The sequence below is a fragment of the Fischerella muscicola PCC 7414 genome, assembly GCF_000317205.1.
Lineage (GTDB): Bacteria > Cyanobacteriota > Cyanobacteriia > Cyanobacteriales > Nostocaceae > Fischerella > Fischerella muscicola.
The window spans coordinates 31,342-48,459 of sequence record NZ_AJLK01000118.1 but is presented as its reverse complement, the minus strand read 5'-3'; the positions used below and the strand labels follow the sequence as shown (position 1 = coordinate 48,459).

At 41.2% G+C, this 17,118-nt stretch carries 11 protein-coding genes; 6 read left to right on the top strand and 5 right to left on the bottom strand.

The annotated features are described in order from the left end of the window. The first annotated feature begins 2 nt into the window (after nt 1-2). The 6 genes from UYI_RS0118840 to UYI_RS0118810 all read left to right on the top strand — a co-directional run bounded on the left by UYI_RS0118840 (nt 3) and on the right by UYI_RS0118810 (nt 9,015). A complete protein-coding gene (locus tag UYI_RS0118840; protein ID WP_016868219.1) occupies nt 3-2,207 on the top strand; it encodes a glycoside hydrolase family 65 protein in 2,205 nt (734 codons plus the stop codon). Nucleotides 2,208-2,620: 413 nt separating this feature from the next. After that, a complete protein-coding gene (locus UYI_RS0118835) occupies nt 2,621-4,105 on the top strand; it encodes a DHA2 family efflux MFS transporter permease subunit (RefSeq protein ID WP_235147971.1) in 1,485 nt (494 codons plus the stop codon). 567 nt (nt 4,106-4,672) lie between these two features. Continuing rightward, the gene (locus tag UYI_RS0118830) at nt 4,673-7,204 is read left to right on the top strand and encodes a glycogen/starch/alpha-glucan phosphorylase (RefSeq protein ID WP_016868216.1); all 2,532 of its coding nucleotides are present in this window, start codon (nt 4,673-4,675) and stop codon (nt 7,202-7,204) included. Between the two features lie 145 nt (nt 7,205-7,349). Continuing rightward, nucleotides 7,350-7,721 (top strand): cyclic nucleotide-binding domain-containing protein, encoded by a 372-nt coding sequence (locus UYI_RS0118820; RefSeq protein WP_016868213.1) that lies wholly within the window; start codon nt 7,350-7,352, stop codon nt 7,719-7,721. Nucleotides 7,722-7,780: 59 nt separating this feature from the next. Beyond that, a complete protein-coding gene (locus UYI_RS32890) occupies nt 7,781-8,311 on the top strand; it encodes a pyruvate kinase (protein WP_016868212.1) in 531 nt (176 codons plus the stop codon). 215 nt (nt 8,312-8,526) lie between these two features. After that, on the top strand, nt 8,527-9,015 hold the full coding sequence (locus UYI_RS0118810; protein ID WP_016868210.1) for a DUF1269 domain-containing protein: 489 nt from the start codon (nt 8,527-8,529) through the stop codon (nt 9,013-9,015). A gap of 236 nt (nt 9,016-9,251) precedes the next feature. Here the strand turns inward: UYI_RS0118810 and UYI_RS0118805 are convergent, their stop codons facing one another. The 5 genes from UYI_RS0118805 to UYI_RS0118785 form a co-directional block, all read right to left on the bottom strand. Further along, nucleotides 9,252-10,985: a R3H domain-containing nucleic acid-binding protein gene (locus UYI_RS0118805; protein ID WP_016868208.1), complete on the bottom strand. Its 1,734-nt coding sequence runs from the start codon at nt 10,983-10,985 to the stop codon at nt 9,252-9,254. Between the two features lie 69 nt (nt 10,986-11,054). Then, on the bottom strand, nt 11,055-12,251 hold the full coding sequence (gene ldpA / locus UYI_RS0118800) for a circadian clock protein LdpA (protein ID WP_016868207.1): 1,197 nt from the start codon (nt 12,249-12,251) through the stop codon (nt 11,055-11,057). Nucleotides 12,252-12,296: 45 nt separating this feature from the next. Then, nucleotides 12,297-13,616, bottom strand: a complete 1,320-nt coding sequence (locus UYI_RS0118795; RefSeq protein ID WP_016868206.1) for a hybrid sensor histidine kinase/response regulator — start codon at nt 13,614-13,616, stop codon at nt 12,297-12,299. A 171-nt stretch (nt 13,617-13,787) separates the two neighbouring features. Then, nucleotides 13,788-14,891 (bottom strand): GGDEF domain-containing response regulator, encoded by a 1,104-nt coding sequence (locus UYI_RS0118790; protein WP_016868205.1) that lies wholly within the window; start codon nt 14,889-14,891, stop codon nt 13,788-13,790. 27 nt (nt 14,892-14,918) lie between these two features. Next, nucleotides 14,919-16,754: a two-component system response regulator gene (locus UYI_RS0118785; RefSeq protein ID WP_016868204.1), complete on the bottom strand. Its 1,836-nt coding sequence runs from the start codon at nt 16,752-16,754 to the stop codon at nt 14,919-14,921. Nucleotides 16,755-17,118: the final 364 nt, after the last annotated feature.

The window sequence follows — 17,118 nt, the reverse complement described above, 5'->3', positions numbered from 1 at the left end:
TCATGCTAGACTTGACCATCGAAAATTCCCAACTAAATCAGCGACTAATTGAATCTGGCGATTGGAATATTATTGAAACGGAGTTTGACTCCACTCAGCTACATCATCAAGAAACAGTCTTCACACTCAGTAATGGGTATTTAGGAACCAGGGGTACGTTTGAAGAAGGGTATCCCCAGGATTGTCCGGCAACCTTGATTCATGGGGTGTATGATGACGTAGCGATCGCCACAACAGAGCTGGTAAACTGCCCCAATTGGCTACCCTTAACCATCAAAGTAGCTGGAGAAAGATTCCGCATGGACTGTGGTGAAATTCTCAGCTACGAACGTCGTCTTGATTTACGTTTGGGTATAGTAAGTCGAGATGTGCGATGGCGTAGTCCGGCTGGACATACCCTAGAATTTCATTTTGAAAGGTTTGCAAGTCTAGCAAATCAAAATTTTTTAGCAACCAGATGTCAGATTACATCGGTAGACTTCGAGGGTGAAGTTGAGGTAGAAGTTGGATTTCACCCCGAACCCCACACCCAAGGAGTCAAACATTGGCAAACTTTGAAACAAGGCGGTTTAGATAATACTATCTGGTTGCACAGTAAAACTCTACATTCTGCTATTGAACTAGGGATGGCAGCTAAACTGGTAGTAGAAGCTGAAGAAGCTGCAACCGTACATGTACATCAGCTTGACCAGCATAGCCCTACACTTGTAACAAAATTAGCAGTTATACCAGACAAAACCGTCACCCTCGAAAAAATTATCACCGTCTACACCTCACGGGAAATCTCGACTCCGGCGGAAGCTGCAATCATTCGCTTAGTTGCTGCACCTAGCTATTCAACTCTGCTAGCAGCCCACATAGCCGCTTGGGATCAAGTTTGGCAAGAAAGTGATATTGTCATTGAAGGCGATCGCTTGGCTCAGTTGAGTATCCGTTACAATCTCTTTCAGATACTAGCTGTAGCACCGCGTCATGATGACAGAGTTAGTATTCCTCCCAAAACCCTTTCTGGGTTTGCTTATAGCGGACATATATTTTGGGATACAGAAATCTTTATCCTCCCCTTACTGATTCATACTCAACCAGCATTGGCGCGGAACTTACTCAACTACCGCTACCATACCTTACCTGGGGCGCGGCGCAAAGCCCAGGAAATGGGATACAGGGGGGCTTTTTATGCTTGGGAAAGTGCCAGCACAGGGGATGAAGTCACCCCTCGCTGGGTTCCAACTCCGAATGGTGAACAAGTCCGGATTTGGTGCGGTGATATTGAAGTCCATATCAATACTGATGTTGCTTACGGTGCTTGGCAATACTGGCAAACGACAGGTGATGATCAATGGATGCGCGACTATGGCGCAGAGATGATTTTAGATACAGCGGTTTTCTGGGAAAGCCGGGTAGAGTGGAATCAAGAACGTCACAGTTACGATATTCGTGATGTTATAGGTCCTGATGAAAATCACGATCGCATTGATAATAATGCCTTCACTAACTTATTTGTACAGTGGCACTTGCAAACTGCCCTGACATTATGGGATTGGCTAGTGAAGTCTTATCCCGACACAGCAGCACAACTGGCAGAAAAACTTGACTTGCAGCCAGAACAAAGACAACTGTGGGCAAAGATAGCCAAGCACATCTACATTAACCAGGATTTAGAAACTGGTTTGATTGAACAATTTGAAGGCTTTTACAACTTAGAGTATGTCAACCTGGCTGACTACGAACCCCGTAGCAAATCCATGCAAGGATTGTTGGGAGTAGAAGCGACTAGCCAAAAGCAAATTCTCAAGCAGCCAGATGTATTAATGTTAATGTACCTGTTGCGCGATCGCTTTGATCGACAAACTTTACAAACCAACTGGGACTACTACAACCCCCGCACCGATCATACCTATGGTTCCTCTCTCGGCCCAGCAATTCATGCTATCTTAGCTTGCGACCTCAACCAAAGTGCAGAAGCTTACACTCACTTTACACGAGCAGCGATCGTAGACTTAGCAGATGTGCGGCGTAACGCCCATGAAGGTATTCACGCAGCTAGTGCAGGAGGAGTATGGCAAGCAGTCATCTTTGGGTTTGGTGGCGTGCGCATGACTCCCTTCGGTCCCATTGCTTGTCCTAATCTCCCAGCCAACTGGACACGCTTGCAGTTCAAGTTGAAGTGGCGTAACCAAACCTATGAGTTTGATCTGGTGGGATAAATTAGGCCTTTTGCATAATTCTAAAAATTCCTCTATCTCGCTATGAACGAGGGGAAAATCCAGTTCCCATAGAATCTAATTTATCGTAAGGGTACACGGCTGTGTACCCTTGCACATTAATATGAAGTGGGGATGTTTTTGCAGCTAGTACAAATATCTTTATTATTATCGAACACAGATGCACACAGATGCACGCAGATAAATTATCGGTGTAAATCAATATTTTTTGTATAAATATTAAATTGATCAAGCTGTTTAGACCTTATTCAAAAGAACTTTCACCTAAAGAAGTTTAAGAATTGGAAAAACTGAAAGCTTTAACTGAACGGGTGATCGCAGATGGTAGGCTCACCCGATATTATTCAAGAGAAAATGGAAATAAGAGAACTTTCAAGTGATTGGTGGTAATACCATTGAACAGCGAACCAGTACCCCAAAATTTTTCTGATTCTGAGCGATCGCCGTCTCAATTTTGGCTGGCTTTATTGAGTGTAGTATTGGGCTTGATAATGTTTACACTGGATAGTTCCACAGTCAATATTGCCCTACCTACGATCACAAAAACTTTTGATACTCACCTGGCTGTCGCTCAATGGGTGATTATCAGTTATCTTATTGTCTTGACTACTCTGATTTTCAGCGTCGCTTGTTTGGGTAATATGCTTGGCAGGCGGAAGTTATTCCAAGCTGGGTTGATGCTGTTTACTATCAGTTCATTACTCTGTGGATTAGCACCAGGAATTGTTTGGCTGATTGGCTTTCGAGTTTTGCAAGGATGCGGTGCTGTACTAATTGTGGGATTGGGGATGGCAATGATCACTGAGTTGTTCGCTCATAGCCCACAATATGGGTTAGCCCTTAGTCTTGCTGTAATGACGCTTTCTGTTACCTATGTTTTGGGCCCAGCAATTGGTGGTTTACTGGTTACGCTTAGTGATTGGCGGGCAATTTTCCTAATTAATCTTCCCATAGGGATAATAGCCATTTTGTTATTCGCTTGGTGTGTTCCACCTTCCCATAATACCCGTAGCGAACAAGATAAATTTGATACATTAGGAACAATTATGCTGGCGCTGGTGATGGTGAACTTTGCCTTAGCGATGAGTGAAGGGCAAAAACAAGGCTTTAATAGTGCGATCGCCCTCATTTTACTTACTACAACCATCATCGGTTTAATAGTGTTTGTTTTGGTTGAATCTCAGATCAGACAACCGATGATTGACTTGTCTTTGTTTCGTAATCGCATCCTTAGTATCAATCTGTTGACAATGGTTGTGGTTTACATAGTCATGGCATTTCGGTTACTGATCTACCCATTTTTCTTAGAACTAGTTTTACAGTATCCAACTGATCAGGTGGGAATGTTAATGATCACCTTGCCGATCACTAACGCTATCATTGCACCCATATCAAGGCGTTTAGTTGATAAATTTGGTAGTCATCGTCTGATTCCGATTGGTCTAATGTTGTTAGCATTTGGCTGTATGCTAGCTAGCACCTTTAGTACCCAATTAACACCCTTAGGTTACGTACTCACAGATATAGCAATGGGTGCAGGTCTAGCGATGTGGCGATCGCCCAACAATGTAGCAACCATGCGTATTACTCCTCACAACAAAATCGGTGTTGTTTCGGGTTTGTTAAACGAATCATCTCTGATTGGTCAAACTTTAGGAATTCCCTTAGGATCAGCTATATTTATCACATTAGCTCTCAGTAGTATTAACTTACCTCATACCACACCACTTGCATCTATGCCACTTCCAGCCTTGGAATTTGCCATGCACAGGACTTTTCTGACTTTAGCAGTTTTCCTGGGAATTTTCCTCGTTGTCAATCTCTTATTTCAAAAAACACCAATTTTACCTAGTAATAATCCTGAAGCATTGATTTCTTAGAAAAACTCTGCGTCCCTGGTGCGCTCACTCTGCGATCCTCTGCGTTTAAAAACCCTACAAATTTGTGCCAAGCAACACCTTCTCAGAAACAAATTTAGCTAACTGGCTTAACTGGTTATCTTAACTAGCCTATCTGCCATTGCAACTAGCTACAAAAACTGAAAAATTAGACTTTAGGTAGTGTAGTACTGTATCTACAAACTATATCATTTGTAGTTAACCAATCTTTCCAGAGAACATTACCGTCCGTTAACATTCAGGATATAACCTTAATTATGTGCATAGACTTGGGCTAGTTCTCTTAGTGTGTGGTGCTGCTTTTTAAAACTTTCATAGATTATAGATTTGAAAGTATATTTTTACGCCACACTCAAACAGCTTCCTGCTTGACTGGAGTCGATTGTCGTAGTTCCCAAAAGCATTCACTAATACCGTTTCACCATAATTCTGATACATTTGGCGATAAGGGAGACAAGGAGGACAAAGAAGACAAGGAGGAGGACTTGTATCAAGAATTTTGTGAAATGGTATAACCTCTAACTATTAACTAAATATTAATGATCGCTTATGACTACAATCGATCCCAGTACAGTAGCAACTTTACAAATAGAAGATGATCGCACAGGTCTAGGCATTGAAACCCTGCGGCGGGCGATGGCAGATAATCTCTTTTATATTCAGGGTAAGTATCCTGAGATTGCCACAAAAAATGATTTTTACATGGCGCTGGCTTATACAGTACGCGATCGCTTACTCAAACGCTGGATTAGCACAACCAGGTCATATGTGAAAAATGATGTCAAGGTTGTTTGCTACCTATCAGCAGAGTTTCTCATGGGGCCACAGTTGGGAAATAACCTGATCAATCTGGATATTTACGAGCAAGTACATAAAGCAGTTACAGAATCAGGATTGAATATCGAAGAATTAATTGAACAGGAAGAAGAACCTGGTTTGGGTAATGGTGGTTTAGGCCGGCTTGCTGCTTGCTATATGGATTCTCTCGCCTCTTTGGAAATTCCAGCAATTGGTTATGGCATTCGTTACGAATTTGGCATTTTTGACCAAGAAATCCGTGATGGTTGGCAAGTAGAAATTACAGACAAATGGCTACAGTGGGGCAATCCTTGGGAAATCCACCGTCCCGAGTTAGCCTATGAAGTTAAGCTGGGTGGTCACACAGAACCTTACACTGATCAATATGGTAATTACCGAGTACGCTGGATTCCTGATCAGGTAGTCAAAGGTATCGCCTACGACACACCTATATTGGGCTATAAAGTCAACACTACTAATATCCTCCGACTGTGGAAAGCAGAAGCACCTGAATCTTTTGACTTTCAATCATTCAATATCGGTGATTACTACGGTGCAGTTAATAAAAAGGTCGTCTCCGAAAACATTTCCAAAGTTCTCTATCCCAACGATGAACAAGTTCAAGGCAAACAACTGCGTTTAGAACAGCAATATTTCTTTGTTTCCTGTTCTCTCCAGAATATGATTCGCATTCATTTAGATCGTCCTGGCAAGAGTTTGGCAACCTTCCACGAAAATTTTGCTGTCCAACTCAATGATACTCATCCTGCCATTGGTGTAGCGGAACTGATGCGGTTATTGTTGGATGAACATCAATTTGCTTGGGAGCAAGCCTGGGATATTACCCAAAAAACCTTTGGTTATACCAATCACACTTTGCTACCAGAAGCTTTGGAAAAGTGGTCTATTAACCTGTTTGGTAAATTGTTACCTCGTCATTTGGAGATTATCTACGAAATCAATCGTCGTTTTCTTGATCAGGTGCGGTTACAAGACCCTTACGATCAGGGTAAAATCGCCAGATTATCGCTGATTGATGAAACAGGTGATAGATATGTGCGGATGGCTAATCTGGCATGTGTGGGTACTCATGCAATCAATGGTGTAGCAGCGTTACACACTGAATTGCTGAAGCAGACAGTGCTGCGAGACTTTTATCAATTGTGGCCAGAGAAATTTAGTAATAAAACCAACGGAGTTACACCACGGCGTTGGATAGTTTTAAGCAATCCTGGCTTGACTAGTTTAATTTCCAGTAAAATCGGTGACAACTGGATCAAGCACCTCGAAGACCTCAGACAGTTAGAAAGCTTTGTTGAAGATAGTAATTTCCGTCAACAATGGCGGCAAATTAAGTTAGAAAACAAGGGCAATTTAGCAAAATATATTCAAAAGAAAACTGGTATTGTTGTTAATCCAGAATCGCTCTTTGATATTCAAGTCAAGCGCATCCACGAGTATAAGCGTCAACATTTGAATGTACTGCATATCATTACGCTATATAACCGCATTAAGCACAATCCTGAGCTTGAGATTACACCGCGTACATTCATTTTTGGTGGCAAAGCTGCACCAGGCTACTACATGGCCAAGTTGATCATTAAATTGATCAACTCTGTAGCCGAAGTTGTGAATGCTGATCCTTGTGTGCGCGATCGCATGAAAGTTGTTTTTTTACCAGACTACAATGTGACTTTGGGTCAAAGAGTATACCCGGCGGCTGATTTATCAGAGCAAATTTCTACTGCTGGTTTAGAAGCTTCCGGTACTGGTAACATGAAGTTTTCTATGAATGGGGCCTTAACTATTGGTACTCTCGATGGCGCTAACATCGAAATTCGCCAAGAAGTAGGAGAAGAAAATTTCTTCTTATTTGGACTACGAACTGAAGAAGTTTACGCGCTCAAAACCCAAGGCTACAATCCTTGGAGTTATTATAATTCCAATCCCCAACTCAAAGAAGTAATAGACTTAATAGCCTCAGGAATTTTCTCACATGGCGATACAGGTCTATTTCGTCCCCTGCTCGACTCTTTACTCCACCACGATCCATTTATGCTACTTGCTGACTACCAATCTTACATCGATTGTCAGGAGCAGGTCAGTCAAGCTTATCGCAACCAGGACAATTGGACTCGGATGTCAATTTTAAATGTAGCACGGATCGGCAAATTTTCCTCAGATCGTTCTATTCAAGAGTATTGCCAGGACATTTGGCAAGCAAAATCATTGACCATCGAATTAGAAGAGTATGTTCAGTCTAAAGCTGGTTTAAAGGTTTGATGAAGAAAGGCAGAGGGCAGAAGGTTTAATAAAAATTTATACACAATCAAACAAAAGTGCTTTCTCACACTTTATGCCAGCAAGGACAACAAAAATACCATCTACTGTAGTACCTTGAAATGTGATGTAGTTAAAATCCATTGTCATGCTTGAACCAGCAAAAACTGTAAAAATATTTCAAAAACAACCAACAATCAAAAAATTTGCCAGTGGTCAAACTATCTTTACAGATGGTGAAGTTGGGGATTCCATGTATGGCATTTTGACTGGAGAAGTAGAGTTATATGTCGATGGCAAAGTGGTTGAAACTATTCACGCGGGAGATGTATTTGGTATGGGAGCATTGGTTGTGCCAGAACAAACTAGAGCATCGACAGCAATTGCGAAAACCGACAGTGAATTAGCTATCTTAGACCGAAAGGGTTTCCTGTTCGCCGTGCAAGAAACACCCATGTTTGCACTACTTGTAATGCGAAGTTACTCAGAGCGTTTACGTACTCTCAAGCGTTCTATTTAATACGTGTTTTCGAGCCATTCAGTTATCATCAAAAACCTGATAACTGGTAACTGAAACCTATGCAACCACTGACTCACCATACAAAAGTCGTTGCTACCATTGGCCCAGCCAGCAATTCACGGGAAGTACTGACAAAAATGATTCAAGCTGGAATGAATGTGGCTCGCTTGAATTTTTCTCACGGCAGCTACGATGACCACGCTAAAATAATAAAATTATTGCGATCGCTCGAAAAAGAACTAGATATTCCAGTAACTCTGCTGCAAGACTTGCAAGGCCCAAAAATTCGAGTTGGTCAATTACCTGATGGTGCGATCGCTTTAATAGAAGGAGAATTAATCACTCTAGTACCAGTATCTAAATTCTCTAATCAACCCGATACAATTCCTATTGACTATCCTCTGCTTGCAGAAGATGCCCAACCAGGCAATCAAGTTCTTTTGGATGATGGTCTATTAGAGCTTAAGGTAGAAGAGATCAAGGCAGATGCTGTGCTGTGTCGAACCATCCGGGGCGGTGTCCTCAAAAGTCGTAAAGGAGTGAATTTTCCCCATCTCAATTTACAGTTGCCTTCTTTATATCCTCTTTAGTCCCCCACTCCCCCCATCTCCCCACCTCCCTATCTCCCCACCTCCCCACCTCCCCACCAACAGGAATACAAAACCATGAATCAGAATCAGCACAGTTTATTGATACTTGTCGACGTTGGCTGTCGCGATGGACCAATCCCATTCGCGCAGTTCAGCGCTTCTTAGACACAATGCCTAGTTAGTAGTTGAATTTCATTAAATTCAGGAGATTACTAATGGCACATCTTACTGTATTGGAATTCCCCACAGCCGATGGTGCAGAGAGACTGGAAAGTAAACTGTCTGAACTACAGCAACAGCATTTGCTAGATATCCAGGACGCAGCTGTAGTTTCTTGGCCAAAAGGTGCAAAAAAGCCCAAAACTCGCCAACTACATAACTTGTCTGGATTAGGTGCGCTAGATGGTGCTTTCTGGGGGCTGCTGTTTGGTATCCTTTTCTTTATTCCGATTCTTGGAATGGCGATTGGTGCGGCAATTGGTGCGTTGACAGCCTCTTTTGCAGATGTGGGCATTGACGATAACTTCATTAAGAGAGTCCGTGATGAAGTTACGGAAGGAACTTCGGCGCTATTCTTACTGACTTCCAACGAGGTAGTTGAGCGAATTGCAGAAGCTCTAAAAAACGAGGATTTCAAGATTCTTGCTACTAACTTGCCCAAAGAGCAAGAAGACAGACTTAAAGAAGCCTTTGCTCATTCGTAATCACCGAAAGTCTGCGGGTCTGGACTCACCGATCGCCGACTTTGGCAATAGGTAATAATCGGTAATGGCGCTCTTAGCAATTACCACGAAATCCCCCAACTTGAAGTTGGGGGATTAGCTTACCAGTTCAGTGTCATACCATTTCACAAAATTATTGATACAAATTTTTCTCCCTTTTCTTCCTTGTCCTCCTTGTCTTCGTTTTCGCCAAAGGTATCAAATATAGTGAAACAGTATTATGCAGGGTAAATCCGCAGACGCCGATTTGGTTCTTCTCCAAAGCTATGGGACTTTAAGCGGTAGTGTTCTACCAACTCATGCTGCATTTTCCGCACTTGGGGAGAACGGGGCAATAATTCCACTGGTTGTCCTTTGGGAATGACGATATTTTCGACTGCTAATCTAGCTTCTTCTAGAGCGTCAATTTCGTCATCACTGGCGCTGTGGAGAAATAATTGCAGTTCGCGATCATCAGTCACCTCTGGATCGTCAATGTTGAGTAATCGCCGCAAGCCACGGGTAATTTGCGGTATAGTACTAGATTTAATCATGTGGATTGGGACTTGCCGGGCTTTGGCCATTTGCCGCAATTTGGCGTGGTTTTTGACGTGCGATCGCAATGCCAAAATCGCATCGGCACTATCGATGTCTTTTGTCAAGACCACTGGTAAACTCAACACCTCTACAACTTGTTCTAACTGACCACGGCTCACACCATAGGGATAAATGTGTAGTGGCAAGTCTTCACCATTAGGCCCTGCTAGTTTGCTATCAGCCTCATCAAAGTCACCAAAGTAATTAAAAGATTCATCCAGTAACCGATCAAACTCATTGTGTCTAGTCAGCTTTGGTAGTTCTGTGTTAACTGGTGGTAATGGTTGCATTTGCCCAGATGATCGCCAGCCGTTTGACTGTCGTGCTGGTACAAATGACTCTTCTTTGGCGAGAGTTTGGGAACGACCGTTCAAAGGTGTTAACTGGCGTGTAATCTTGACTTTGCCACTTTCATCTACAGTTCTCACCTGTGGACTAGGTTGATGCCCTCTGAGCAGACTATCTACTGTATCAGCCACACTTTCATGGACTACCCAACGTTGCCGTTCCAGCATTTCTACGGCAATCTCGAAAGTGGGAGGCGCTTTGCGTTCCAAAACAGTTTTTTGACTGCCTCTACGTCTGGCTTCATCATCTCCTAATGTCACAGCTTGGATACCACCAACCAAATCCGAAAGGGTGGGGTTTTTGATTAAGTTTTCAATTTGGTTTCCGTGGGCAGTACCTACTAACTGTACACCCCGCTCGGCAATGGTGCGAGCGGCTAAGGCTTCCAGTGCAGTGCCAATTTCATCAATGACAATGACTTCAGGCATATGGTTTTCCACAGCCTCAATCATCACTTGATGTTGTAATTCCGGATGAGCAACTTGCATCCGCCTGGCTTTACCAATTGCTGGATGGGGAACATCGCCATCACCAGCGATTTCATTAGAGGTATCAATAATCACCACGCGTTTGTTCAACTCATCCGCCAAAACACGAGCAATTTCCCGTAAGGCAGTGGTTTTACCCACACCCGGGCGTCCCAGCATCAGAATCGATTTACCTGTTTCCACTAAATCGCGAATCATGCCGATGGTTCCAAACACTGCTCGACCGACACGGCAAGTTAAGCCAATAATCTTACCGTTGCGATTACGGATGGCACTGATTCTGTGCAAAGTTTGCTCTATTCCTGCTCGATTATCTCCGCCAAAGTTCCCCACTCGCTGGATGCAATCATCAATGACGTTCTGAGTGACGGGTATTTCACTCAGATACTCGGCTTGATGAGGGAAGCGGGCCTCTGGGCGACGGCCCAGATCTAAAACCACTTCCACTAAACTATCTCGTTGGGGATGCTTCTCTAATATTTGCCGCAGGTCTTGGGGCAAAATATCTAACAATTTTTGGAGATCGTCTGTAATCGTCATGCTTATTATGGTGACGTTTTTAGAGATAGCGAATGTGCTTGTATGGACACGAGAGTTTACCCCGTACCCTTACTGCTGTGACTTGAGCTGGGAAACAAGAGAATGGGCAAGTCCAACAGCTTGCCAGAGCAATTCTGGTTCATCTTCTAGGCGGACAGTTGTTTTGACACTGGTGTCATTCACCTCCCTGACTTCTAACTCTTCTAGAATTGGTGACAGCAATACACGGGCGTAGCTGCCGTAGGCGACTCCGGAAATATGTGATGGGGTGATGGGGTGGTGGGGTGGTGGGGTGAAATCCTCTCCCCATTTACCCCTAATCCCCACTCCCTGGGGTCGTGGGGGCCCCGAGTTCCCCATCGCCCCATCTCCCCATCCTCGTAGGAGTCCCATCGCCTTTAACTTGGCAACGGTATAACTATTAGTGCCGCCTGCTAACTGCACGTATCCCGGTAGATTTGCTGCCAAGACTTTTTGCCCTAATTTGACTGCGGCTGTGGTGGTGCCATCACCAATATCACCACTCATCGGCCGTCCATCGGTTTGCCAAATCAAGGTAAATTTATGGGTCGCGATCGCATCATACAGGGTATGTAGGTAATCAATCATACCCTCTCCATCTGGACAACTAATCGCTACTAACTGCAATTGCTCAACCCAGGGTGAAATTGCTTGCCATAATCGCTGAAATTCTGTCAAACGTCCTATTTGTGTATGAATTTCTATAGCATCCACCCCAGTTGATAAAATCAATGGTGCGATCGCTTCCGGTTTGATCACGTAAGAACTTGTATAAATTTTTTCATATGGACATATAGGAATGCAACGGCCACAACCGTAGCACTTTTCAGATATAACTCCTGAAAAAAGCTCTGGTTTATTGCTAAACTTTATTGCCTGTGCTGGACAAATTTTTTCACATGGTCTGTGGCAATTTGGAGGACACTCTGTAGAATTAAATTTTGCTTTGCGAAAATGCGGATCTTCCCCATCATTAAGGCTAACCATCAAAAACGGCAACTTACCTTTTTTGCCAAAGCCTCGCGCTTGTGCATCCTGGGCAAGTTCAGCTGCAACTTGTAGGGCCTCTCGAACTGCGGCAATTACAGCTGGATCGGCAGCCACATCTATACAGTCAGCGCCGGCCAGTGTGTAGGCCAATGTTAAACTTCTGACCGCAGGCAGGTGTTGAAAGCTGGCTCCGCAAATGAGCTTGAACCAGTGACCTTCTTTGAGGGATTGTAAAGGGTTGAGGTGATCAGTCACATTATCTATTATGCTATGTGACAGAAAAATGTTGTAGGCATTTGCCTAATTTAATTCGGTTTGTTTGAGAGGAATTTCGATGATAAATTCCGCTCCTTTTCCTGGCGTTGAAGCACAAGTGAGTTTTCCTTGATGTTTTTGCACGATAATCTGGTAACTAATTGCCAATCCTAGTCCACTGCCTTTGCCTGGTGGCTTTGTAGTAAAAAATGGGTCAAATATTCGCGTAAGCACGGATTCACACACACCAGGGCCATTGTCAGCAATACAAATCTTTACAGTATCTGAGCTTGTTATCGCTGTACGAATGTGAATGCTAGGTAATTGGTAATTGGTAATTGGTAATTGGTAATTGGTATTTTCTGGCTCATAACTCTCTTCTAAAACATAGATCGCATTATTCAACAGATGCATAAAAACTTGGTTGAGTTCACTGACGTAACAAGTCACTAGGGGTAAATTACCATACTCTTTTACTACTTCAATTGCAGGGCGATCTGTTGTTTCTTTGAGTCGGTGTTGCAACATCACCAAAGTACTATCTATACCTTCATGAACATCGACTCGCTTCATTTGCGCTTCATCAAGTCGAGAAAAGTTTTGTAGAGCTTCAACTATAGAACGGATACGTTCTGCTCCTCTAAACATTGCACCCATGAGATTTTGTTGATCATTGATCAAAAAATTTAAATCTATTTGCTTGACTATTTCTTGAATTCTTGGTGTGGGATTTGGATATTCCTGCTGATAGACTTCAATAAGATTTACCAAATCTAATACATATTGACCTGCATATTCGAGATTACCATAGATAAAACTGATAGGGTTGTTAACTTCATGAGCAATCCCTGCTACCAACTGTCCTAATGCTGCCATTTTTTCTTGTTGAATCATTTGAACTTGAGAAGCTTTCAAATCATCAAGAGCTTTTTGCAGCAAGGTATTTTTTTCTTGCAATTTATTTTGTAATAAGCATAAGTTGAGTTGATTTTCGATTCGTAATACAACTTCTACTCCATGAAAAGGTTTAGTGATATAATCTACACCACCAACATCAAAAGCTTGAACTTTGTCTAAAACATCATCGAGAGCGCTAATAAAAATAACTGGAATTGGGCGAGTTTTCTCATTAGCTTTTAACTGCCTACAAACTTCATAGCCATCCATTTCTGGCATGTTAATATCTAACAAAATCACATCTGGTAAAACCATTTGACAAGCAGTAAGTGCCATTTTGCCACTCAAGGCTTTACGTACTTCATAGCCTTGTGAAGTCAGCATTGCTGACAAAAGACGCAAGTTATCAGGAGTATCATCAACTACCAAGATATTTGCTTTATAATCTCTTTCTGGAATCAAATGCATTGTGGGAATTTCAATAATTAAATAGGCAAAAATTAAGGCTCAGTGTAAGTTCTAAGAAGATGTTTTCTAGATTTTGGTATAGGCAGTTTCTGAGAAATACTTATAAATTTAGTTGAAAAAAATATATTTTGAAGGTAAAAATAATTATTTATATCAATTACCAATTACCAATTACCAATTACCCAATTCGGTGCAGAAAATTTTTGACTCATCAAAATTTTCTGCCAAGAAATAGCTACGATAAAAAGAAATATAAGCACAGTAATTATCACGTCCCTGTTGTTTAGCCTGATAAAGTGCTTGATCAGTAGTAGCAATTAGGTTACTAGGTGAATATTGATTATTTGGTATACAAACAGTTATACCAATACTTAATGTTAGATATTCACTCACAACAGACATAGCATGGACTATTTTCAATTCTTGTAATTGCAATTGAATATTTTCAGCTACCTGTACAGTTCCATAAAAATTTGTGTTAGGCAAAACTACGGCAAATTCTTCTCCGCCATATCTCGCCACTAAATCTGCTGGACGCCTAGCAGCAGTTTTAATTGCTTTAGCAACTCGTTTCAAGGTAGCATCACCAGCTATATGTCCGTAGGTATCATTGTATGCTTTAAAATAGTCGATATCGCATAACATAAATGCTAGAGGAGTTTTTTCTCGTGCTGAGCGCTGCCATTCTCTTTGTAAGTAATCATCCAGGTAACGACGGTTAGCAACTTCTGTTAAACTATCAAGCAAAGCTAACTCTTGTAATTTTTCATTCACTTCTTGTAAAGCGATTTCTGCCTGGCGACGTTTTTCAATTTCTAATCGCAGTAGTGAATTTTGCTTTAAAAGTTTTTGGTTTATTTCTTGAAGTTGCATTTGTAAGCGCTGGATTGTTAGTTGATTTTGTACGCGCACTACTACTTCTTCAAGCTGAAATGGCTTAGTAATGTAGTCTGCACCACCCATTTTAATACCTTTAACTTTATCGGTAACATCATCTAAGACACTGAGAAAAATTATAGGAATATTACAGGTTTGCGAGTTAGCTTTTAGACGTTGACAAACCTCGTAACCGTTGATATCCGGCATGTTAATATCCAGTAAAATTAAATCAGGTGCTAATGTTTGACAGGCAACTAAAGCCATTTGCCCATTGAGAGCTTTACGAACCTGATAACCCTCTTCCATAAGAATAGTAGATAACACGCGCAGATTATCTAGCTGATCGTCAACGATAAGAATGTTGCCTTTAGTGGCAGGTACTGACTCTTGACTCATGATTATTTACTCAAGGAAGTTTAGTATTTACCATTGAGGTGCAGCAGCAACTAAATTCAGAACTGATTCTAAATCTATAGCAGTAGAAAATAAATGCCCTTGAGCAAAATCACATTTTAAATTTTTCAGTTGCTCTAACTGATATTGGGTTTCAATGCCTTCAGCGATCACTGTCATTGCCATTGAATGAGCAATGCCAATTATGGCTGGCACTAATCCCAAATTTTGTTGATTTTTCTGCATAAGTTGAACAAAAGATTTATCAATTTTGAGAGCATTTACAGGAAAATTATGCAGATAACTCAAAGAAGAATAGCCTGTACCAAAGTCATCCATAACTAATTTGATTTGACGGTCTTTTAATTCATCAAGAGTTGTTTTAATCTCATCACTTTTATCCATAAGCAAATTTTCTGTAATTTCTAGTACGAGATTGGCAGGATTAATTTTGGTTTTATCAATAATTTGATCTACATGAGCAAGGAAATTTGTCAAGGAAAATAAACGTGGTGAAAGGTTGACACTAATATTAAGATTATTTTTGATATGAGGATGATTTTGCAAGATTCGCAAAGTCTGACAAGCTGATTCCAGTACCCAAAGATTAATAAAATTAATTAAGCCTATTTCTTCTGCTACTGGGATAAATGCTGTAGGATAAACTAATCCTTTTGTAGGATGTTGCCAGCGAATCAAAGCTTCAAATCCGGCAATTTTGCCTGTATTCAGACAAATAATTGGTTGATAATGAACGACAAATTCTTGGCGTTCTACAGCCCTTCTCAGGTCATTTTCTAATTCTAGAACTTTGATGACTTCCTGATGCATAGCAGGATAAAAAACATGGTATCTGCCTTTTCCTAGAGCTTTCGCACGATACATTGCTGTGTCGGCATCTCGTAACAAATATTCTGGTTTTTCATAGCTATTATTTCCCCAGTTAATACCAATACTTGCGTTAATAAAGACTTCGTACCTGGACAATGGAAATGCTAATGATAATTTTTCGAGTATACTTTCAGCTACTTCAATTGCTATATTGATATCGGTAATATTCTCCAGAAGAATAGCAAATTCATCGCCGCCAAATCTGGCTAATGTGTCAAATGGACTGAGAGTTTCTTGTAAACGACGAGTGATTGCAATTAGTAATTCATCTCCTACTAAATGACCAAGAGAATCATTAACAATTTTGAAGCGATCGCAATCTAAAAACAAGACAGCAAAATGGTAATTAGATTCTCGCTTGGCACGATTGAGAGCTTGTTCCAACCGCTTGAGAAATAAAACTCGGTTTGGTAGTCCAGTCAGAGAATCGTGTAGTACTATTTCCAACAATTTATTCTGTAACTGCTGGCGTTGATTCATTTCTTGTTGGAGTTTATGCAGAGTCTTTTTGAGTTCCCAAGTGCGTTCTTGTACCCTGTTTTCTAATTCGGCGTTGAGTTTTAATATTTCTAACCGCGCTGTTCTCAACGCCAGTTGGTTTTCTACACGCACTAAAACTTCTTCAAATTCAAAGGGTTTTGTGATATAGTCAACCCCACCTATCTGAAAAGCTTTTACCTTATCAAAAACATCATCTAAGGCACTGATAAAAATTACAGGAATATCAGCTGTTTGCTGACAAGCTTTCAAACGTCGACAGATTTCATAACCATCAACTTCTGGCATCATGATGTCCAGTAAAATCAAATCCGGTGATAAAGTTTGGCAAGCAGTAAGTGCCATTTGCCAGTTTAAAGCCTTACGAACACTGCATCCTTCTTTAGTGAGAAGCCAGGATAAAATCCGCAAGTTATCTGGCGTGTCATCTATGATAAGAATATCTTTTTTACCAGGTTGTAACCGTTCGTAATTCATCCTGCACTTGCTCTGCGATCGCAAACTTTATTTTGTGATTTAACTACACTGTAAATGCATAGGCATCCCTAGCATATCTTTTCATAATGAGTGAGTTAGTGCTGGAAATCACTTGAATGCACTGAATTATTGTTGATTTTTATCTTATATCCCAATAAAGCTTATTTATAACACTTCAGTTTACTTAGATTAGAAGTATTAGTTTTTGAACATACTTTACAGAAAAAAGGTAAAATCATTCACTTTTTTTAATATTCATATTTAAAAAAACATATCTTGCATTATTCTCAATTAGCCCAATGTTCCGCCTGAGAATAAATTCTCTGGCTAATAGCATAAGTCCGTTTCAACGGACTCAAATATT

Excerpts from the sequence above, each read along its gene's own strand:
- UYI_RS0118840 (WP_016868219.1), top strand. The coding sequence starts at position 3 with ATGCTAGACTTGACCATCGAAAATTCCCAACTAAATCAGCGACTAATT.
- UYI_RS0118830 (WP_016868216.1), top strand. The coding sequence starts at position 4,673 with ATGACTACAATCGATCCCAGTACAGTAGCAACTTTACAAATAGAAGAT.
- UYI_RS0118820 (WP_016868213.1), top strand. The coding sequence starts at position 7,350 with ATGCTTGAACCAGCAAAAACTGTAAAAATATTTCAAAAACAACCAACA.
- UYI_RS32890 (WP_016868212.1), top strand. The coding sequence starts at position 7,781 with ATGCAACCACTGACTCACCATACAAAAGTCGTTGCTACCATTGGCCCA.
- UYI_RS0118810 (WP_016868210.1), top strand. The coding sequence starts at position 8,527 with ATGGCACATCTTACTGTATTGGAATTCCCCACAGCCGATGGTGCAGAG.
- UYI_RS0118805 (WP_016868208.1), bottom strand. The coding sequence starts at position 10,985 with ATGACGATTACAGACGATCTCCAAAAATTGTTAGATATTTTGCCCCAA.
- UYI_RS0118795 (WP_016868206.1), bottom strand. The coding sequence starts at position 13,616 with ATGCATTTGATTCCAGAAAGAGATTATAAAGCAAATATCTTGGTAGTT.
- UYI_RS0118790 (WP_016868205.1), bottom strand. The coding sequence starts at position 14,891 with ATGAGTCAAGAGTCAGTACCTGCCACTAAAGGCAACATTCTTATCGTT.
- UYI_RS0118785 (WP_016868204.1), bottom strand. The coding sequence starts at position 16,754 with ATGAATTACGAACGGTTACAACCTGGTAAAAAAGATATTCTTATCATA.